The organism is Frigoribacterium sp. PhB107, from assembly GCF_003751515.1.
Taxonomy (GTDB): domain Bacteria; phylum Actinomycetota; class Actinomycetes; order Actinomycetales; family Microbacteriaceae; genus Frigoribacterium.
In genome coordinates this window covers 200,729-220,335 of the sequence record NZ_RJKU01000002.1, presented here as the reverse complement: position 1 = coordinate 220,335, position 19,607 = coordinate 200,729, and the positions used below count along the sequence as shown (strand labels likewise).

Annotated in this window: 17 protein-coding genes and 1 riboswitch; of the genes, 7 read left to right on the top strand and 10 right to left on the bottom strand. The window is 74.9% G+C overall.

Annotated elements, in window-relative coordinates; genetic code table 11:
• Positions 1–62: 62 nt before the first annotated feature.
• Positions 63–824, top strand: a complete 762-nt coding sequence (locus EDF18_RS09180; protein ID WP_123547531.1) for a response regulator transcription factor — start codon at positions 63–65, stop codon at positions 822–824.
• Positions 821–2,035 (top strand): HAMP domain-containing sensor histidine kinase, encoded by a 1,215-nt coding sequence (locus EDF18_RS09175; RefSeq protein ID WP_123547530.1) that lies wholly within the window; start codon positions 821–823, stop codon positions 2,033–2,035. Before EDF18_RS09180 ends, EDF18_RS09175 begins: the two co-directional genes overlap by 4 nt.
• A 29-nt stretch (positions 2,036–2,064) precedes the next feature.
• Here the strand turns inward: EDF18_RS09175 and EDF18_RS09170 are convergent, their stop codons facing one another.
• The 3 genes from EDF18_RS09170 to EDF18_RS09160 all read right to left on the bottom strand — a co-directional run bounded on the left by EDF18_RS09170 (position 2,065) and on the right by EDF18_RS09160 (position 5,010).
• Positions 2,065–2,718 (bottom strand): magnesium transporter, encoded by a 654-nt coding sequence (locus EDF18_RS09170; RefSeq protein WP_199732410.1) that lies wholly within the window; start codon positions 2,716–2,718, stop codon positions 2,065–2,067.
• 229 nt (positions 2,719–2,947) lie between these two features.
• Positions 2,948–3,130: riboswitch (M-box (ykoK) riboswitch) on the bottom strand.
• 31 nt (positions 3,131–3,161) lie between these two features.
• Positions 3,162–4,298, bottom strand: a complete 1,137-nt coding sequence (locus EDF18_RS09165; protein ID WP_123547528.1) for a HAMP domain-containing sensor histidine kinase — start codon at positions 4,296–4,298, stop codon at positions 3,162–3,164.
• 7 nt (positions 4,299–4,305) lie between these two features.
• A complete protein-coding gene (locus EDF18_RS09160) occupies positions 4,306–5,010 on the bottom strand; it encodes a response regulator transcription factor (protein WP_123547527.1) in 705 nt (234 codons plus the stop codon).
• Positions 5,011–5,097: 87 nt separating this feature from the next.
• On the opposite strand from EDF18_RS09160, the gene EDF18_RS09155 reads away from it, so the two are divergent.
• The 5 genes from EDF18_RS09155 to EDF18_RS09135 all read left to right on the top strand — a co-directional run bounded on the left by EDF18_RS09155 (position 5,098) and on the right by EDF18_RS09135 (position 11,219).
• Positions 5,098–5,892 carry a M15 family metallopeptidase gene (locus EDF18_RS09155; RefSeq protein ID WP_233569083.1) on the top strand — a complete coding sequence of 265 codons (795 nt, stop codon included), beginning with the start codon at positions 5,098–5,100 and terminating at the stop codon, positions 5,890–5,892.
• A complete protein-coding gene (gene alr / locus EDF18_RS09150) occupies positions 5,889–7,109 on the top strand; it encodes an alanine racemase (RefSeq protein WP_233569082.1) in 1,221 nt (406 codons plus the stop codon). Before EDF18_RS09155 ends, alr begins: the two co-directional genes overlap by 4 nt.
• Positions 7,106–8,122: an ATP-grasp domain-containing protein gene (locus EDF18_RS09145; protein WP_123547526.1), complete on the top strand. Its 1,017-nt coding sequence runs from the start codon at positions 7,106–7,108 to the stop codon at positions 8,120–8,122. The genes alr and EDF18_RS09145 overlap by 4 nt, the downstream gene beginning before the upstream one ends.
• On the top strand, positions 8,119–10,338 hold the full coding sequence (locus tag EDF18_RS09140; protein WP_123547525.1) for a CapA family protein: 2,220 nt from the start codon (positions 8,119–8,121) through the stop codon (positions 10,336–10,338). Before EDF18_RS09145 ends, EDF18_RS09140 begins: the two co-directional genes overlap by 4 nt.
• A 131-nt stretch (positions 10,339–10,469) precedes the next feature.
• Positions 10,470–11,219: a GntR family transcriptional regulator gene (locus EDF18_RS09135; RefSeq protein WP_233569081.1), complete on the top strand. Its 750-nt coding sequence runs from the start codon at positions 10,470–10,472 to the stop codon at positions 11,217–11,219.
• 179 nt (positions 11,220–11,398) lie between these two features.
• On the opposite strand, the gene EDF18_RS09130 is transcribed toward EDF18_RS09135, so the two are convergent.
• The 7 genes from EDF18_RS09130 to EDF18_RS09100 form a co-directional block, all read right to left on the bottom strand.
• A complete protein-coding gene (locus EDF18_RS09130; protein ID WP_233569080.1) occupies positions 11,399–12,616 on the bottom strand; it encodes an alcohol dehydrogenase catalytic domain-containing protein in 1,218 nt (405 codons plus the stop codon).
• The gene (locus EDF18_RS09125; RefSeq protein ID WP_123547524.1) at positions 12,613–13,371 is read right to left on the bottom strand and encodes an HAD family hydrolase; all 759 of its coding nucleotides are present in this window, start codon (positions 13,369–13,371) and stop codon (positions 12,613–12,615) included. Before EDF18_RS09125 ends, EDF18_RS09130 begins: the two co-directional genes overlap by 4 nt.
• The gene (locus EDF18_RS09120) at positions 13,368–14,642 is read right to left on the bottom strand and encodes a TIGR03364 family FAD-dependent oxidoreductase (RefSeq protein WP_123547523.1); all 1,275 of its coding nucleotides are present in this window, start codon (positions 14,640–14,642) and stop codon (positions 13,368–13,370) included. The genes EDF18_RS09125 and EDF18_RS09120 overlap by 4 nt, the downstream gene beginning before the upstream one ends.
• Positions 14,639–16,378 (bottom strand): ABC transporter permease, encoded by a 1,740-nt coding sequence (locus EDF18_RS09115; protein WP_123547522.1) that lies wholly within the window; start codon positions 16,376–16,378, stop codon positions 14,639–14,641. The genes EDF18_RS09120 and EDF18_RS09115 overlap by 4 nt, the downstream gene beginning before the upstream one ends.
• Positions 16,375–17,295, bottom strand: a complete 921-nt coding sequence (phnC, locus tag EDF18_RS09110; protein WP_123547521.1) for a phosphonate ABC transporter ATP-binding protein — start codon at positions 17,293–17,295, stop codon at positions 16,375–16,377. The genes EDF18_RS09115 and phnC overlap by 4 nt, the downstream gene beginning before the upstream one ends.
• Before the next feature lie 131 nt (positions 17,296–17,426).
• On the bottom strand, positions 17,427–18,359 hold the full coding sequence (locus EDF18_RS09105) for a phosphate/phosphite/phosphonate ABC transporter substrate-binding protein (protein ID WP_123547520.1): 933 nt from the start codon (positions 18,357–18,359) through the stop codon (positions 17,427–17,429).
• Between the two features lie 262 nt (positions 18,360–18,621).
• The gene (locus EDF18_RS09100; RefSeq protein ID WP_123547519.1) at positions 18,622–19,593 is read right to left on the bottom strand and encodes an EamA family transporter; all 972 of its coding nucleotides are present in this window, start codon (positions 19,591–19,593) and stop codon (positions 18,622–18,624) included.
• Positions 19,594–19,607: the final 14 nt, after the last annotated feature.

The window sequence follows — 19,607 nt, the reverse complement described above, 5'->3', positions numbered from 1 at the left end:
GTCACATGTGACACTTCCTCCGGAAGCGCATCCGCTCCCGTCGCCCGATCGAGAGGAACTCCGTGCGCGTACTGGTCGTCGAGGACGAGCCCTGGCTGGCCGAGGCCGTGCAGACCACGCTCGAGCGCGCGTCGATGTCGGTCGACGTCGCGCCCGACGGCGAGGCCGCCCTCGAGCGCCTGGCCGTGGTGGACTACGACGCCGTCGTGCTCGACCGCGACCTCCCGGGCGTCCACGGCGACGACGTCTGCGCCGCGATCGCCGCGACGCCCGACGGGCCCGCCGTGCTGATGCTGACCGCCGCCGGCGCCCTGCGCGACCGCGTCGGCGGTCTCGAGCTCGGGGCGGACGACTACCTCACGAAGCCGGTGGAGTTCCCCGAGCTGGTCGCCCGCCTGCGGTCGCTGGCGCGCCGCCCTCGCCGGGCGGCGCCTCCGGTGCTCCGCTGCGGGTCGCTGCGCTGGGACCCGTTCCGGCACGAGGTCGAGCGCTCCGGACGCCACGTGCGGCTGACCCGCAAGGAGTTCGCGGTGCTCGGCGTGCTGCTGGCAGCCGAGGGCGGGGTCGTCAGCGCCGAGCACCTGCTCGAGAAGGCCTGGGACGAGAACGCCGACCCGTTCACGAACTCGGTCCGCGTCACCATCTCGAACCTCCGCCAGCGGCTGGGCGAGCCGTGGATGATCCACACCGTGCCCGGCGTCGGCTACCGGCTGCTGCCCGACACGGACACGGACACGCACGCGGGCACGGGCACGGGCACCGACGCGGCCGCCCGCACTCGTGGGGACGCCTCGGACGTCGGCCGCACGGGACTCTCCCGGTGAGGCGCCCCGGCACCGGCACCTACTGGCAGCGACGCCGACTGAGCGCGCGGGCGAGGCTGACCCTGACCTTCACGGGGCTGCTCTTCGTGGTCGGCGCCGCGATCGTGACGAGCGTCGTCGTGGTCATGCGGTACCTCCCCCGCTACGCCATCACCGCCGTCGTCGGCCCCGCGGTCGACATGCGCCCCAGCGAGGTCACGGCCCCGACGCCGGCCCCGACCTCCGAGCGCGTCCCCGTCGCCCCCGACGCGACCGGCCTGACCGACACGCTGATCTCCGACTCGCTGACCATCAACGGTGAGGGCGACCTGCTCCGCGTGCTGCTCACGACGTCCCTCGTGGTCTTCGTCGTCGTGCTCGCGCTGGGCGCCTGGCTGAGCTGGCTGCTCGCCGGGCGCCTCCTGCGGCCCCTCGACCACCTCGCCGACGCGGCACGCGAGGCCGAGCTCGGCCAGACGAGCAGGCGCCCGACGCTCGACCACGACCGCCTCGCGCTGGCCGGTCCCCACGACGAGTTCCACCGCCTCGCGAACGCGTTCGACGACATGCTCGAGCGCCTCGACGGCTCGTACCGGGCGCAGCAGCGCTTCGCCGCGAACGCCTCCCACGAGCTCCGGACCCCGCTGGCGACGACCCAGGCGATGCTCGACGTCGCCCTCGCCGAGCCGCAGAGCGTCGACCTCGAACGTCTCGGCACGCGGCTGCGCGAGACCAACACCCGCAGCCTGAGGACGGTGGAGGCGCTGCTCACCCTGGCGGACGCGACCGCCGGCCAGGGCGACGACCGCCCCGTCGACCTGCGCGAGCTCGTCGTCGACGCGCTCGCCCGGGCTGAGCCGACGGCCGCCGCGGCCGGCACCACGCTGGTCGACGACCTCGAGCCGGCCGTCGTCGAGGGGGACCCCGAACTGCTCGCCGCCCTCGTGACGAACCTCGTCGACAACGCGCTGCGGCACGGGCGCCCCGGCGGCCGGGTCGAGGTCGTGCTCCGGGGCCGCCTCCTGAGCGTCGCCAACGACGGTGACGTCCTCGAGCCCGACGAGGTCGCCCGCCTGACCGAGGCGTTCCACCGAGGCGCCCGCCGCGTGCACGGCGCCGGGGGGCACGGGCTCGGCCTGGCGATCGTGCAGGCCGTCGCCGACCGGCACGGGGCCCGACTCGAGCTCGTGCCGAGGCGCGCGGGCGGACTGCGCGTGGACGTCGAGTTCTGAGCCTCGGTCGCCGGTCGTCTCGGCCCGCCTCACACCAGCTGGTCGCTGAGCACGAGGGCGGCGATCGCGAAGTAGATCGTCACGCCCACGAGGTCCATGATCGACGTGATCAAGGGCGCCGAGAGCGTCGCCGGGTCGATCCGCAGGGCGCGTGCCGCGAAGGGCAGCACGGCGCCGAGGAGCCCGCCGACCACGGTCACGATCAGCATGGTGGCCCCGACGATGACCATGATGTCGAGACTGACGCTCTTGACGAAGTACGCGAGGACCACCTCGAGGACGGCGACCGTGGCGCCGAGGCAGGCGGCGACCAGCAGCTCGCGGCGGACGATGGCCCAGACGTCGCGCCACGTCGCCCTGACGGTGTCGACGGCCATGGACCGGATCACGAGCGTGGCGGCCTGGCTGCCCGTGTTGCCGCCCATGTCGATGATCGGCGCGAGGAACGCGGCGAGGACGAGGGCGGACGTGAGGATCTCCTCCTGGGCGGCGACGAGAGTGCTCGTCACGATCCCGAAGAGGGTCAGGAGGACGAGCCACAGGGCCCGGTTGAGGAACAACGAGCGCAGCGGCGACAGCTTCGCGTCGAGGTCGCGACGGACCGTGCCGGGGGTCGAGAGGGTCGCGGCGGCGGTCGCCGAGGAGGCGCAGCGGGCGCAGGCGGGAGCGGTGGGGACGGACATGGTGGTGCCTTTCGGTCGTGCGGGACGGGGGCGCCGGAGGCGCGCCGCACCGCCGGACGACCGTGCCGGCCTGCTGCGTGTGCAGCCGACCGTCAGGCGCGCCCGGGGCGGGCAGGAGGAACGCGACCATGACCACTGCCCATGCAGCATCACCTCCTCTTGTCCGGGCCCCGACGGGCCGACCGTGGCGCATGACGACGACGCGCGTCAGCGCACCGGAACGAGCCGGCCGGCATCCCCACGTGAGAGCTTCAGCACTGCACGACGTGATCCCGACGACCGACGGTCGAGCGGGAAGCCACTTCGGATCACCCCTTGAGCCGGAGAGATCTGTCCTGACCCTGGGCGTCTCTCGACGTCGTCGGATCAGTGGCCTGTGTTCGCGCAGACGCCTCGCCTAACGAGATGCCGCACGCCGACGATACTGACGTATCACACGGCAGTCAAGGACTGTCGGCGACGAAGGCGCGCGCGAGCCGCACCCGGACGACGAGACCGCCTCCGGGCCGGGGCGCGAGGTCGAGCCGCCCGCCGTGCGCCCGCACGACCGCGTCCACGATCGCGAGGCCGAGGCCCGTGCCGCCGTCCCCGTCGTGCAGGCGGGCGGCGCCGCGCTGGAACGGCTGCGTGAGCGTCGGCACCAGGTCGCGGGGCACCTCCGCGCCGGTGTTCTCGACGACGAGCTCGACGTGGTCGCCGTCGGCCCGGGTCCGCACGTGCACCACGGCCGCCCGGCCCGAGCGGCCGTCGCCGCGTCCGGCGCCGTCGACGGAGCCGGCGACGTTGTGGACGATCCCGTTGTGCACGAGGTTCGTCACCACCTGCAGCAGCAGCGCCGGCGAGCCCGAGGTCGACGCGGCCTCGCCCGAGGCGTCGAGGGCGACCCCCCTCGGCTCGGCCAGCGGCAGCAGCGTCTCGACCGCCTCCTCGGCCAGCAGGGAGAGGTCGACGACCTCGCGCACGGCGGGGAGCTGGTCGGCCCGACTCAGCAGCAGCAGGGCCTCGGTCAGGTCGACGGCCCGCGTGTTGACCGCGCTGAGGCGCTCGACGAGCAGGGCGGCATCACGGGACGGGTCCTCCCGCGCGACGTCGAGCAGCGCCCGGGTCACGGCGAGCGGCGTCCTCAGCTCGTGGGAGGCGTTGGCCGCGAACCCCTGCTGGGTCTCGACCTGCGCCTCCACCGTCTCGAGCATCGCGTCGAAGGCGTCGGCCAGGTCGCGGAACTCGTCGGAGCGACCGGGGAGGTCGACGCGGTGCGAGAGGGACCCGGCCTCGACACGGCGGGCGGCCTCGGCCAGCCGCTCGAGCGGGGCCAGCACCTGACCCGCGAGCAGCCAGCCGCCGACCAGGCCGAGCACGAGGAGGACCGCGAGGGCGAGGCCGGCGCGGGGCAGGAACGCGTCGACGAGGTCGCCGCGCCCGGGCACGAAACTGCCCGTGGAGTCGACTCGCCGGGGCACGTAGCGCAGCAGGAACAGCCAGACGACCGCGAGCAGGAGCAGGCCCGTGACGACCACGACGCCCGCGTAGCTGAGCGCGAGGCGCACGCGGACGCTGACGCCGCGGGGCCTCGGCGCCACGGGGGGCCTAGGCACGGTCGGGGGCCTCCGCACGGTCACCGGCCGGAGCGGACCCGGTGTCGATCCGGTACCCGACGCCCGGCACCGTCGCGATCACCCACGGCTCGCCCAGGCGCTTGCGCAGGGCCGACATCGTGATCCGGACGGCGTTCGTGAAGGGGTCCGCGTTCTCGTCCCAGGCCCGCTCGAGCAGCTGCTCGGCGCTGACCACCCCGCCGCCCGCCCCGACGAGCACCTCGAGCACGGCGAACTGCTTGCGGGTGAGGGCGACGTGTCGCCCGTCGCGGTGCACCTCGCGACGGAACGGGTCGATCCGCAGCCCGGCGAGCTCGGTGACCGGCGGGCGGTGGTGGGTGCGCCTCCGGTCGAGCGCCCTCAGCCGGAGCACGAGCTCGCGCAGGTCGAACGGCTTCGTGAGGTAGTCGTCGGCGCCGGCCTCGAAGCCGGCCGACTTGTCGTCGAGGCGGTCCGCCGCCGTGAGCATGAGCACGCGGACGCCGCTGCCCGAGGCGACGATGCGCTCCGCGACCTCGTCGCCCGAGGGGCCGGGCACGTCGCGGTCGAGCACGGCGACGTCGTAGCTGTTGAGGTCGAGCAGCTCGAGTGCCGTGTCGCCGTCGCCGGCCACGTCGGAGGCGATCGCCTCCAGCCGCAGGCCGTCGTGGACCGCCTGGGCCAGCAGGGGCTCGTCCTCGAGGATCAACACGCGCATGCGCTCGATGGTACGAGCCGGGAGGTATCCGCCGCGTATCAGAAATGCTCAACGTCACGGCAACGGCCCCTGCCGTGCACTGGGACCATGTCCGACACCGCCCCGCTCCCGATCCCGGCGCCCCGTGCGCCCCTCGCGGCTCCCGCCGAGGCACCTGCTCCCGCCGACGCATCCGCTCCCCGCCGTCGACGACTCGGCGCCCGCGACCTCACGCTCATGGTGGCCGCTGCGGTGCTCCTCGTGGCCGCGCTCGTGGCCGCCGCCTGGGCGGGCGTCGCGTTCTCCGGCGGCACCCCGGCCGGCGGCGGCAGTGCCGACAGCGGCGGTGCCGACAGCGGCGGCCGCGCGGGCGGCAGCGGCGCCGGCGGGCCGGTCGACGGCGCGGCCCTCGCCGGCGACGGCGATCCGTCCCGCGGCCAGGACGCGACCGGGGTGGCGGGCGGGGTCGTCCCCGACGGCACCTCGGCCTTCGACGTCGACGTGCCGGGCGTCGCGGGGCTCGACCCGCGCCTCCTCGACGCCCTGCAGCACGCCGCGACCGACGCCTCCTCCGACGGGGTGGACGTCGTCGTCAACAGCGGCTGGCGCTCCGCGGCCCACCAGGAACAGCTGCTGCGGGACGCGGTCGCGCAGTACGGGTCGGCCCAGGAGGCGGCGCGCTGGGTGGCCACGCCGGCCACCTCCGCGCACGTGAGCGGCGACGCCGTCGACATCGGCTCGTGGGACGCGACCGACTGGTTCTCCCGGAACGGCGCCTCCTACGACCTCTGCCAGGTCTACGAGAACGAGACTTGGCACTACGAGCTGCGGGACGGCGCCTCGCGGAACGGCTGCCCGCCGATGTACCGCGACCCGACCGAGGACCCGAGGATGCGCGCGTGAGCGCGGCGTCCGCCCTGCGCGTGCCCTCCTCCCTGCGCGTGCACGACGACGCCGTCCGGGCCAACACGGCGCACTTCGCCGCGCTGACCGGCGGCCGGCTGATGGCCGTGCTCAAGGCCGACGGCTTCGGCCACGGCTCGGTGGCGGCGTCGGTGGTCGAGAGCGGCGCGCGGTCCGTCGGCGTGACGTCGGTCGAGGAGGCGCTGGCCCTGCGCGCCGAGGGCGTGCGCGTGCCCGTCCTCAGCTGGCTCAATCCGCCGGACGCCGACTTCGAGGCCGCGATCCGCGCCGACGTCGACCTGGCCGTCCCCGGGCCCGAGCTGCTGCACACGGTCGCCCGCGCGGCCCGCTCCGCCGGGCGGCCGGCCCGCGTGCACCTGCACGTCGACGTCGGCATGGCGCGGGACGGCTGCCCCCCGACAGCGTGGCGCGCCCTGTGCGACCTCGCCCGGGAGCTGCGCGCGACCGGCCAGGTGCGCGTCGTCGGGGTGATGGGGCACATGTCGTGCGCCGACCGCCCGGGCGACGAGCAGAACGAGCGGGAGCGCTTCGTCTTCGATGCGGCTCTGCGGACGGCGAGGAGGCGCGGGCTGGCCCCCGCGGTCGCCCACCTCGCGGCGACGGCGGCCACCGTGACGGGTGCGGGAGCCGGCTTCGACCTGCACCGGATCGGGGCGGGGCTCTTCGGGATCGACCCGTCGGGCACCTCCTCGGCCCTGCGTCCGGCCCTGACGCTCACGTCGCACGTGGTGTCGTCCCGCGAGGCCGCGGCGGGGACCGGCGTCGGGTACGGCCTGGCGCACGTGCTGCCGCGACGCACGAACCTCGCCCTGCTCCCGATCGGCTACGGCGACGGCCTGCCCCGGGCGGCCTCGCACCGCGCCGAGGTCCTGGTCCGCGGCCGCCGACGACGCGTGGTCGGCCTCTTCTCGATGGACATGGTCGTCGTCGACACGGGGGACGACCTCGTTCGGCCGGGCGAGTCCGCCGTCCTGTTCGGCCCGGGAGAGGACGGCGAGCCCACGGTGGCCGACTGGGCCCGCTGGGCCGACACCGTGCCGCACGAGATCGTCACGCGGATCGGCAGCCGTGTCGCGCGGGTGCACCGCACGACCGCTGCCTCCGCGCCCGGCGCCTCCCCCGCGCCCCGCCCTTCCTCCGCGCCCCGCGCCTCCTCGATCCCCCTCCCCTCCGACGAAGCAGGAACCCTCGCATGACAGGACAGAACGCCGTGACGACCGACCGGGAGAGCCGGCGCGTGGCCGTGATCGGAGGCGGGGCGAACGGCGAGCACGAGGTGTCGCTCGCCTCGGCGGCGGCGGTCACGCGGGCGGTGCGCGAGCTCGGCGCCGATGCCGTCGCGCTCACCGTCGACCGCGAGGGCGGCTGGCACCTCGAGGGCGAGGGCGCCCTCACGCCCGCGCAGGCCGTGGCCGTGCTGACGGACTGCGCCGTCGCCTTCCCGGTGCTGCACGGCGTCGACGGCGAGGACGGCGCCGTGGCGGGGCTGCTCGTGATGACCGGGGTGCCCTTCGTCGGCTCGCCGGTGCGGGCAGGCGCCCTCGCCGCCGACAAGTGGGCCACGAAGCTCGTCGCCGAGGCGGTCGGCGTGGCCACCGCACCGGGCGTGCTCGTGCGCGCCGGCGACGGCGTCTGCCGCGGCGGCGGCCACGGGCCGCACGGCATCACGCTCGCGCCGCCCCTCGTGGTCAAGCCGACGTCCGCCGGGTCGAGCGACGGGGTGTCGGTCGTCGCCGACCTCGCCGAGCTGCCCGCTGCGGTGGCCCACGCCCGGACCGCCGGCGAGCTGGTGCTCGTCGAGTCGTTCGTCGAGGGCCGCGAGGTCGACATCGCCCTGTTCCGCGACGCGGGAGGCGTGCTGCGCGCTGGGTCGACCCTCGAGATCGGCGTCGACCCGCGCGGGGTCTTCGACCGCGACAGCAAGTACGACGGGAGCGCGGAGTTCACGCTGCCGGCCCGCCTCACGTTCGCCGAGCACACCGCGGTCGAGCGGGCGGCCCGCCTGCTGTACGACGCGCTCGGCTGCGACGGCGTCGCCCGCTTCGACTTCTTCGTCACGGACGCCGGCGTCGTGCTCAACGAGGTGAACACGTCGCCGGGGTTCACCGAACGGTCGCAGGTCCCCCGGATGTTCGAGGCCGTCGGCCTCGGCTACGTCGAGCTCGTCGGGGCGCTCGTCGACGCCGCGCTGGCCGGCGGTCGCGCGTGAGCGTCGCGGCCGCGAGCGCCCCGGCGTCGACCTCGTCGCCCGCGTCGCGCGAGGGCTGGGCCGACGCGCTCAAGGGGCTGCTCATCGTGTTGGTGGTGCTCTGGCACGTCGTCCTGAAGAGCACGTTGCAGGTCGACTGGCAGCTCGGCCTGCCGGTGCCCGGCGCCTGGGGCCTCGCCGTCGACGCCGTCTGGCCGTTCCTCATGCCGGCGTTCGTGCTGGTCTCGGGCGTCTTCGCCGCGGGTGCGCTGGCCCGGCCGTGGTCGGCGGTCCTCCGGCCGCGGGTGCTGCGCTTCGCCTGGCTGTACCTGCTGTGGTCGCTGATCCACACGGCCGCCCTCTGGGCGTTCCCCGAGTTCCCGACCTTCGTGCCCCGCAGCGTGGCCGAGTTCGTCGAGGCCGTCACGATCAGCCCGATGAGCACCTGGTACCTCTACGCCCTCGTGCTCTACTTCGTCGTGGCGAAGGCGCTGCGCCGGGTGCCGCCGGTCGTCGTCGTCGCGGCCGCCGCCGCGCTGTCCGTCGTCGTCTCGTCCGGGCTCGTCGAGGTGGTGTCGAACCGGGGGCAGCTGCTCGGCGACCTCGTCTTCTTCGTGCTCGGCGCCTCCCTCGCGCCGTGGCTCCGCCGGGTCGTGCCCGGCGCGCGCCTCCGGGTCGTCCTCGGGCTGGTGGCCGTGTACGCCGCGGCGTTCGCGGCCGTGCGCGTCACCGGCTCCGCGACGGTGCCGGGTGCCTGGCTGGCCCTGTCGCTGCTGGGGTCGAGCGCGGTCCTCGCGGCGTCGCCGTGGCTGGCGCGGCTCCGGGGCGTCGGCCCCGTGCTGGTGCGGCTCGGACGGCGGAGCCTGCCGATCTACCTGCTGCACATGCCCCTCCTCGCCCTCGCCGACCACCTGCTCGCCGAGCCGCTCTCGGGGGCGCGGGTGGGCGCGAAGCTGGTCGCCGCCACCGCGCTGCCCGTGGCGCTGACGGCGGCGCTCGTCGGGATCTGCCTCGTGATCGACCGGCTCGCGGCCCGCGACGGTCTGGGCTGGCTCTGGGACCTGCCGGGGCGGCGCACGCCCCGGGCGGTCGAGGTCGACCGGCCGCACCCACCAGCGGGTCGCTCGGGCCGCTCGGGTCGGACGGCGCGGCTCTCGAGTCGGGCGCCCTGGCGTGCCGGCGCTGCCGTGCTGCTGCTCGTGCTCGGCGGCGTCGCGGGCACCCGTGCCCAGCAGCTCGCCGGGTGCACGGTCGACCTGCCCGCGCGCCCGGCCGCCGCCGACGGGCAGGTCAGCATCGGCGCCGTCGGCGACGTCCTGATGCACGACGTCGGGCACCGCGTGCCGGCCGACGGAGGCGCGAGTCACTTCGACGAGGTGCGCCCCTGGTTCACCGAGGACCTCGTCACGGGCAACCTCGAGCAGGTCGTCGCCGACGACACCGGGTTCGACAAGTGCGCCGCCGGCAGCGACTGCCTGGCGTTCCGCAGCGACCCGGGGACGGCGGCGCACCTCGCCGGCTTCGACCTGATGAACATGGCGAACAACCACACCGGCGACTTCGGCCCGGTCGGGTACCGCGAGACGAGGGAGGCGCTGGCCGGCCAGGGCATCGCCGCCGTCGGCGAGCGCGACGAGATCGTCTGCACCCGGATCGGCAGCACGGTCGTCGCCGTCGTCGGCTTCGCCCCGTACGCGGGCACGAACCGGGTCACCGACTTCAGGCACGTGCGGAAGCTCGTGGCCGCGGCGCGGAGGGCCGCCGACGTCGTGGTGGTCCACGCCCACATGGGCGCCGAGGGGCCGGACGCGAACGTCGTCCGTCCCGGCCCCGAGCAGATGTTCGGCGAGGACCGCGGCGACCCCGTGGCCTTCGCGCACGCCGCCGTCGACGCCGGCGCAGACCTCGTGGTCGGGCACGGGCCGCACTCGCTGCGGGGGGCCGAGTTCCGCGACGGGAAGCTCATCGCCTACAGCCTCGGGAACTTCGGCGGCGGGGGCGTCTTCGGGGCAGAGGAGGCGACGCGGCACGGCGTGTACCTGGACGTCGTGCTCGACGCGGACGGGTCGTTCGTGCGGGGGCAGCTGCGCTCGGCGCGCTTCGACTTCGTGGACGGCCGCCCGGTGCCCGACCCCACCGGGAAGGCGGCCGACCTCGTGCGCGAGTTCGGCGAGCGCGACCTGCCCGCGACGACGCCGCGCATCGGGCCCGACGGCGAGCTCTCGCCGCGCGGGTGAAGCTCGCGGGCGGGTCGTCGCGCTCGAGGGCGGGTCGCCGTGGACCCGCCCTCGAGCGCGGCACACCCGCCCTCGGCGGCGAGAGGGCGCGCACGCCGAGGCACGACGGGCGCGATCGGTAGGCTCCGAGCGTGGCCAGCTCCCTGTACGACCAGATCGCCGACGACCTGCGTCGCCGCATCCTCAGCGGCGACCTCGCGGTCGGCGACGACGTGCCCAGCGAGGGCGAGCTCGCGGAGCAGTGGCGCACCTCCCGCGGTCCCATCCGCAACGCCCTCGCGGCGCTGCGCAGCGAGGGCCTCGTCGAGACCCGGCGCGGTCGACCCGCCCGCGTCGTCGCTCGCAAGGCGCACCACCCCGTCGACGTGTCGATCCCGTTCACGAAGTGGGTGCGCGACGTGGGCGGCGAGCCGGGCGCACGCACCCAGGAGGTGTCGCTGCGGCGGGCGGACGACGAGAAGGCGAGGGCGCTGGGCATCGAGCCCGGAGACCTCGTCGTCGACGTCGTGCGGCTGAGACTCGTCGACGGCCGCCCCACGATGCTCGAGCGCCTCACCTTCCTCGAGGAGGTCGGTCGGGTGCTGTTCGACGTCGACCTCGACACGGTCTCGATCACCGAGTACCTCGACTCGCGGGGGTTCGGCTACGACGACATCGACCACGAGATCGACGCGGTGGCGGCCGACGAGCTCGACGCCGAGCTGCTGGGCGTCGACCTCGGGACGCCGATCCTCCGGCTGCACCGCGTGACCCGCGGCCGCGACGGCCGCACCTTCGAGGCCTCCGACGACCGCTACCGCAGCGACATCGTCCGCTTCACGGTCGCAGCGTCGGGCCGGGCGCGCGAGGGCGGCCACTTCATCCGCGCGATCGGCGCCTGAACACCTGCTCGACCGGCGCGTGACGCGAGGAGGCGTGCGCCGCCTCCTCTAGGCTGCGCACCTGCCGAGGGCGGGTCTTCTGGCTCGAGGGCGGGTCGCTGCGGACCCGCCCTCGGCCCGGAAGACCCGCCCTCGATGAACACGAGGAGGCGGCGGTGCGACCGCGCAGGAGAGCCCGGTCAGGCCGGGCGGACGCCCACCCGCACCGAGCCACCCGTCGCGGCAGCCGCGATGCCGGCGTCGAGGTCGGGCAGCGCCACGACCTCGCCCACGAGCTCGGCGAGCGGCCAGGCCGCGTGCCGCTCCTCGACGAAGCGGGCCGCCTCGACCAGGTGCCGCGGCGCGTAGTTGTGCACGCCCCGGATCGTCACGAGCCGCCGCACCACGCTCTCGGCGTCGAGCGGCACGGCCGGCGCGGGGAACACGCTGCCGACGAGCACGGCGACCCCGCCTGTCCCGAGCAGGGCGAGCGCGGAAGCGACGGCGTGCGGCGATCCGGACGCCTCCACGGCCACGAGGGGGGCGCCTCCTGCGGTGCGGAGCGCGTGCTCGACGCTGTCGTCCGATCCGGGCGCGACGGTGGGCGACGCCGTGGCGACGGCCCCGAAGCGGACGGCGAGCGCACGACGAGACGCATCGGGGTCGACGACGACGACGCGTGCCCCGGCGTCCGTCGCCATCGCGGCGGCCGTGAGCCCGATGAGCCCGGCTCCGAGCACGAGCACGACGGCCCCGGCGAGGTCGACGACCTGCGCCGCCGAGTCGAGGGCGGCCCGCGCGGTCGCCGTGCCGCACGAGACGGGGGCGAGCAGCGCGGCGTCGAGGTCGTCGGCGACGGGGACGACTGCGGTGCCGGCGCGGACGTGGACGTGCGTGGCGAAGCCGCCGCTGAGCTCCCAGCCCGTGATGAGCCGTTCGTGCCCGTACTTGAGCACCGACTCGCACTTCTGGGGCAGGCCCCGCCCGCAGGTCGAGCAGCGCCCGCAGCTGACGGTGAGCGACCAGACGACCCGCTGCCCGGGCACGAGGGGCGTCCCGTCGACGGCCACCGCCCCCGCGCCGACCGCGACGACCCGGCCGACCTGCTCGTGGCCGAGCACGAGCGGCGCCGAGGCCCCGCGGTCGCCGCGGGTCGTGTGCACGTCGGAGCCGCAGATCGTGGCCAGCTCCACCTCGACGAGCAGGTCCCCCGGGGCCAGGTGCACGCTCGGCACCGCGACCGCGTCGTGCGGGCGACCGGGCTGCGTCCAGACCATCGCCGTGGGCGCCGGGTCGAGACGCAGGTCGACTTGTCCGGACGGCGCTCCCGTCGACGCGGCCCGCGCCTCCTCGCCGGCCAGGGCCACCGAGCGCGGCGGGCGCGTCGTGCGTGCCGAGCGCGAGGAGGCGGTCGTCACGAGATCAGGACCGGGCTCGCGGTCGCCGTCGCGGTCGTGAGCAGGCCCGCGAGCTGCGGCAGCCCCGCCAGCTCGCGCACGCTGTCGAGCACGACGTCGGCGCCCGCCACGAGCAGCTGCTCGCGCGTGTGCGCACCCGTCGTGACGCCGACGACGAGGCCGGCGCCCGCGGCACGACCCGAGAGCACATCGCTCGCCGTGTCGCCGACGACGACGACCGAGGCGACCGACGACGCGCCCGTGCGCAGCAGCGCCGTGAGCACGAGGTCGGGCGCGGGGCGCCCACGACCCGCGTCGACGGGCGACAGCGCCGCGTCGACCTGCCAGCCGAGGGCGTCGAGCAGGCGGTCGCGCGTGGCGGGGGCGAAGCCGGTCGTGAGGACGACGGCGACACCGCAGGCACGCAGCGCGTCGATCAGGTCGCCCGCCCCCTCGATCGGGTCGACGCCGAGCTCGTCGACGAGCTCCCCGTAGGCGACCTCGAACTGCTCGGCGGCGCGCTGCGCGACCTGCTCGTCGCCGCCGGCCAGGTGCCGGAACACGTCGATCTTCGACTGCCCCATCGTGTCGCGGACGTGCTTCAGCGCCTCCTCGCGGGTCAGCGACGGGCCGAGGTCGACCCGGTCGGCGGTGCGGACGAAGGCCTGCTCGACGATGCCGTCGTCGACGACGGTCGTGCCGGCCATGTCGAGCACGACGAGCTCGACGGCGGGCGCGGCGGAGGCAGGGCGGGAGGAGGTGGTCTCGATGCTCATGAGCGGCTTCCTGTCAGGACGGAGGGGAGAGGTGCGGAGTCGTCTGAGGGCGACGCGGGGAGCGAGAGCGCCGCGTCGCGCCCGCCGTCGAGGTGGTTGCCGACGACGTGCTCGGCGAGCCCGAGGCCGGTGGTCATGCCGATGCCGGTGGCGACGACGGTCACGAGCACGCCGGGCTCGACCTCGTCGACGACGAACTCGTCGCGGCCCGAGGCGTAGACGCCCTGCCAGCGCTCGGTGACGACGGGCTCGGCGCCGAACAGCGCCCGGAACTCGTCGAGGAACGCCACGGAGGCGCGCTCGTCCTGGAACGGCGAGATCGCCGCGCCCTTCTGGTGGCTGTCGCCGACGACGACCGAGCCGTCGGGCAGCTGCGTGTACATCTGGTTGAGGTCGAGCGCGGCGAGGTCGGGCCGGTCGGCGTGCAGCCTCGCCCGCACCTGGTCGGCCGCGGCCGTGCCGGCGAACGCGCTGTAGCGGATCAGCGACCACCCGGTCAGCAGCGGCGCGACGAGCGGCCGCGCGAGGTCGGCCCGCACGCGGAGCATGTCGAGTCCGCAGCGCTGCAGCTCGGCGCGCTCGGCGAGATCGGGCAGCAGCTGGTCGAGGTCGTGGTTCGTCGCGACGACCACGGTGCCGGCGTCGATGGGTCCGCGGCTCGTCTCGACGCGCCCGCTGCGGACCGACCCGACGGAGGTGCGGGTCAGGAAGCGCACCCCTCGCGACTCGAGGTGCCTGCGGATCGCGTCCGCCGCCTCCCGCGGGTCGACCTGCAGGTCGTACGGCAGCAGCGCTCCGCCGAGCGTGACTCCCGGCGAGACCGGGGCGAGGGCGCGGAGCTCGCGCTCGTCGAGCGGCTCGATCTCGGGCCGGTCGCCGAGCACGCGCTCGGTGCGCGCGGCGGCGAGCTCGTCGAGCAGCGCGAGCTCGTCGGCGTGCCGGGCGGCGACGAGCGTGCCGCGCTCGGAGGCCCAGAACCCGGCGTCGCGGGCGAGCCGCAGCCAGAGCCCGCGGGCCGTGAGCGCGTGCCGGCGGGCCTCGCCGCTCTGCGGAGTCAGGCAGAGGTGGCCGAAGTTGCGGATCGTCGAGCCGCCGATCACGGCCGAGCGGTCGACCACCAGCACCGACAGGCCGCGGTCGACGGCGGCGAGCGCCGCCCCCAGGCCGACGATGCCCGAGCCGACGACGACGACGTCGTGGGCAGGCGCAGCATGCCGGACGGACTCCGTGGGCACGCCGGACTCCGACTGGAGCTCGGCCCGCGCGCTCATCGCAGCACCTTCCGCATCCACATCGCGAGCCCCTCGACGGCGAGCACGGTGACAAGGATCATCAGCACGATCGCGGTCACCGCGCCGTAGTTCGACCCCTGGCTGGCGTTGAGCAGGTAGTAGCCGACTCCCCCGGCGCCGACGATGCCGAGCAGCGTCGCCGCGCGGATGTTCGTGTCGAGCATGTAGAAGGTGTGGCCCACGAGCGCACGGGTGCCCTGCGGCAGGGTCGCGCCGGCGTAGACCTGCAGGCGGGTGGCGCCGGTGGCGGCGAGCGCGCGCTCGGGGCCGGCCGACACCTCCTCGAACGAGTCGGCGATCAGCTTGCCGAGCAGGCCGACGCCGCCGAGCGCGAGGGCGAGCGTGCCGGCCTGCGTGCCGAGGCCCGTGACGACGATCAGCACGATCGCGAGGATGACCTCGGGCACGCCGCGGATCCCGACGAGCAGCAGGCGCATGCCGCTGCGCATCCCCCGGCTCGGCGCGACGTTGCGGGCGGCGAGCGAGCCGATCACGACGGAAGCGACCAGGGTGAGCAGCGTCGCGGCGAGCGCGATCGCGATCGTCTCGCCCATCGCGGCGACCATGGTCGACGTCTCGTAGCTGCCGAACGAGGGCGGCCAGAACTGCACGGCGACGGCGGGCACGCCGCTCCACACGGTGACGAGGTCGGACCAGGCGACGTCGCAGACGAGCACGCTCGCGACGACGACCGCGGCGGCGATCGCCCCCCACGACGTGTTCCGGACGCGGGTGCGGTCCCAGGGGCGGCGCAGCATGCTGTCGACCGAGACCGGCGCAGCGGCGTCGGGGACGACCGCGGCGGACGCCCCGGGCGTGCGCCTCCTCGTGGCGCGTCGCACGACGCGGTCGCCGAGGCCGCGACCGGTCGGCGCGACGCCGAGCATGGCGGCGCGCACCGAGCTGGAGACGATCTCCATGACGACGCAGAGCACGAAGATGACGAGCGCGTAGCCGAGCCCCAGTCCGTAGTCGAGCGACTTGAAGGCGAACGACATCTCCATGCCGAGGCCGACCACGCCGACGTAGCCGAGGATCACGCTGCCGCGCAGGTTGATGTCGTTGCGGTGCAGCACGGTCGCCACCCACGAGGGCAGCACCTGGGGCAGCACCCCCGCGGAGAACTGCTGCAGGCGGGTGCCGCCGGCGGCGCGGACGGCGGTGCGCGGCCCCTCGTCGATCTGCTCGATCGCGTCGGCGAAGAGCTTCGAGATCATGCCGACCGAGTGCAGGCCGATCGCCAGGATGCCCGGCAGCGTGCCGAGCGAGAAGAGCAGCACGAACACCATCGCGAGCACGACGTCGGGCACGGCGCGGGCGAGCACCGTCACGAAGCGGGCGGCGGCACGCCAGACGGGCCCGGGCGTGGTGTTCGAGGCGGCGAGCACCGCGACCGGGACAGACAGCACGGCGGCGAGCAGCGTGCCGCAGATCACGAGGCCGAGCGTCAGCGCCGTGAGCTGCAGCAGCTCGCCGAGCGGCGGGAACTCGATCGCCCCGACCCTGCCGAAGAAGCGCTCCGCGTTCGACCAGCTCTGCAGCATGCGGGCCGGGTCGATCTCGACGCTGCGGAGCGCCACGACGCTCAGCCCCAGCAGGGCGACGATCGTGAGGCCGGCGGCGACGCGCTCGGGCGAGACCCGACGACGAGGAGGCGCGGCGACGGGCGCGAGGACCGGGTCGGTCGTGCGCGGGCGCTCGGTCACGGCGGTCATCGGACGGCGTCCCCGGAGGCGGCGGCGCCTGCGGCGCTGCCGGTGCCTGTGGCGCTGGCGGCCCCGGCCAGCTCCAGCTCGATGGCCTCGAGCTCGCCGGTGCTGGTCGCGACGCGGCCGTAGATCTCCATGACCTGGGCCTTCGACAGCCCCTCGGTCGCGGTGTCGAGCACGACCGCGCCGTGCCGGAGCCCGACGATGCGGTCGGCCCACGAGAGCGCCAGGTCGACCTGGTGCAGGCTGCAGATCACGGTGAGGCCCTCGTCGACGGCGATCTCGCGGATGAGCGCCATCACCTGGTCGCTCGACTCGGGGTCGAGGGAGGCGACGGGCTCGTCGGCGAGCAGCACCTGGGGCCGCTGCATCAGCGCGCGGGCGATGGCGACGCGCTGCTGCTGGCCGCCCGAGAGGGTGTCGGCACGCTGGTAGGCGCGCTCGAGCAGGCCGACGCGCTCGAGCCGGGCGAGCGCCTCGGCCCGGGCCGGGCGACCGTACGACCAGAGGCCGAGACGCGGGCCCCGCACGGCGGCGAGCGAGCCGGTGAGCACGTTCTCGAGCACCGTGAGCGAGGGCACGAGCTCGAACTGCTGGAAGATGAAGCCGACCTCGCTGCGCAGTTCGCGGAGGGCGCGGCCCGAGAGCGCGGTGACCTCGCGTCCGAGCACGTGCACGGTGCCCGACGTCGGCCGCTCGAGGCCGTCGACGTGCCGCAGCAGCGTCGACTTGCCCGAGCCGGAGAGGCCGAGCAGCACCACGACCTCGCCGCGCCGGACGTCTAGCGACGCGCTGTCCAGGGCCGTCGTCGTGCCGAAGCGCTTGGTGATGCCCTCGAGCGAGACGACGATCTCGGCGGGGGCGGCGGCTGAGCCGGGAGCGGAGGGAGCGGCCGGGGCGGCGGGGTCGGCGTGCGGGGTCATGACGTCTCCAGGGGGCTGGGCGGTGCGGGCGGCGCGGCATGCGAGGTGCGCGGTGCGGTGCGGGAAGTGCGGATCGCGGGAGGCGCGGCGACGCTCGGGACCGTCACCGCGCCTCCTTCAGGCAGAAGCCGTCAGGCCTGGCACTGCGTGGCGTTCGTCGCCTCGCAGATGTCGCGGATCTGGTCGTAGTACGCGTCGTCGACCGGCGTGGTCTGGAAGAACACGGCACGGAAGCCCTCGCTGTCGGCGCTCTCGATGCCCGCGGCGACCATGTCGTCGGCAGTGACGTCCGAGAGGATGTCCTTCAGCTGCTGCTTGACGTCGTCGGGCAGGGTGTCCGACTCGACGATCGGGGCGCCGGGCACCATCTGCTCGTCGATGACCTCGACGGCGTCGCTCTTCTCGACCTCGCTGTCCTCCGCGAAGCCGGCGTCGCACTCGGTGCCCTCGCCGACCTTCTGCACGCTGACGTCGTGCTTGCCCGCGAAGACGGGGGTGATGTCCTTCTCCGGGTCGATGCCCGCCTCGAGCAGCGCGTAGCTCGGGAACAGGTAGCCCGAGGTCGACGACGGGTCGACGAAGCAGATCTTCTTGCCTGCCATGTCGTCGATCGACGTGATGTCGCTGCCCTTCGGCACGATGGCCTGCGAGTAGTAGCCGGGCTCCTGGCCCTCGGCCGTGGTGATCGACGAGATCGGGGTCAGCTCGGCGCCGTTGTTCGTGGCGGTCACGTAGGTGAAACCCGAGAACGACGCGACGTCGATCTGGCCGGCGATGCTCGCCTCGATCAGAGAGGCGTAGTCGGTCGACTCGTGGTACTCGACGGTCTTGCCGGTCTCCTGCGCGATGTAGTCCATCAGCGGCTGGTAGTTGGTCTCGGTGTCGACCGAGTCAGGCACGACGCCGAAGACGAGGGTGCTCGAGTCGACCGCGTAGCCGGCGGCGTCGTCGGGCGACCCGGTGCCCTCGGCGGAAGAGGCGGCGGTCGAGCAGCCGGCGAGGGCGGTGGCGAGCAGCGCGGTGCCGGCGAGGGCGATCGCGGCGCGGGAGCGGCGGAGGGTCATGACGGCCTTTCGGAGGGGAGCGGGACGTCACGATGCTGACACGCGGTCGGCCGACATAGGAACCTATCTCGGGGCTAGTTCAGGCAGAGTTCACCTCTTGTATGCCGAACCTGGCGCGCAGGTGCCCGCTGCGCGCGGACGGATCGTCGAGATGACGCTCCGGAGGCGTCGGGCGGGGCACGATGCCCCCGACGCGTCACCTGGATCCCCGACCGCCCTGGGTGCGGCGCCGGAACGGCGGCGCGGCTCGGCTCGGCGCCGCTCAGAGGGCGAGCAGCGCGATGCCGCCCAGCACGACGACCGACGCCGTGAGCCGCTTCGCCACGGACCCCTCGCGCAGCACCAGGGCCCCGAACACCGCGACCATCACGACGCTCGTCTCGCGGGCCGGGGCGACGAGGGCGACCGGCGTCGTCTGGATCGCGACGAGCACGAGGATGTACGACATCGGGGACAGCACCCCGAAGGCGAGCACGCGCGGCCAGTGAGCCCTGACGACGTCGAGCAGCTCGCGGCGTCGACGGCCGAGCGTCGCCGTGTAGAACAGGACCTCGACAGCCGTCACCCCGACCATGAACGACACCGGCGAGAGCTCCCAGGTGCGCAGGGCGTGGGCGTCCCAGATCGTGTAGGAGGCGATGGCCAGGCCGGTCAGGAGGCCCCAGGCGATGCCGGGGTCGAGCCGCCGCCTCCTGCGGGGTGCCGCGTCCGCTCTCGGCGCGGGTTCCTCGGAGGCCCCGCCGGTCGACGCCGGGGCGGCGGCGCCGTCAGCGATCGCGGCAGCACCGTCGACCGGCGCGGGTGCCTGCCGGGGGCGACGGTCGACCAGGCCCGTCGCGACGACGCCGGCGACGACGACCGCGATGCCGATCGCGGCGAGCGCCGACAGCCGCTCGCCGAGCAGGAGGACGGCGAGCACGGCGCTGACGGCCGGGCCGGTACCGCGGGCGGTCGCGTAGACCGTGGAGAGCGACCCGGCGGCGTAGCCGCGCTGCAGCACGACCATGTAGACGACGTGCAGCACCGCCGAGACTCCCGCGCCGAGGGCGAGGCCCCCGACGCTGCCCCCGAGCCCGCCCGTGAACGGGACGACGGGCAGCCAGAGCACGGCGCTGGCGACGGCGCCCCACCAGAGGAACGGTGTGCCGATGCGGCTGACCCCGTGGGCGACGACGTTCCACGAGGCGTGGCAGACGGCCGCGGCGAGGACGAGGAGGAGAGCTGTGCCGGACATGAGATCGGACCCTT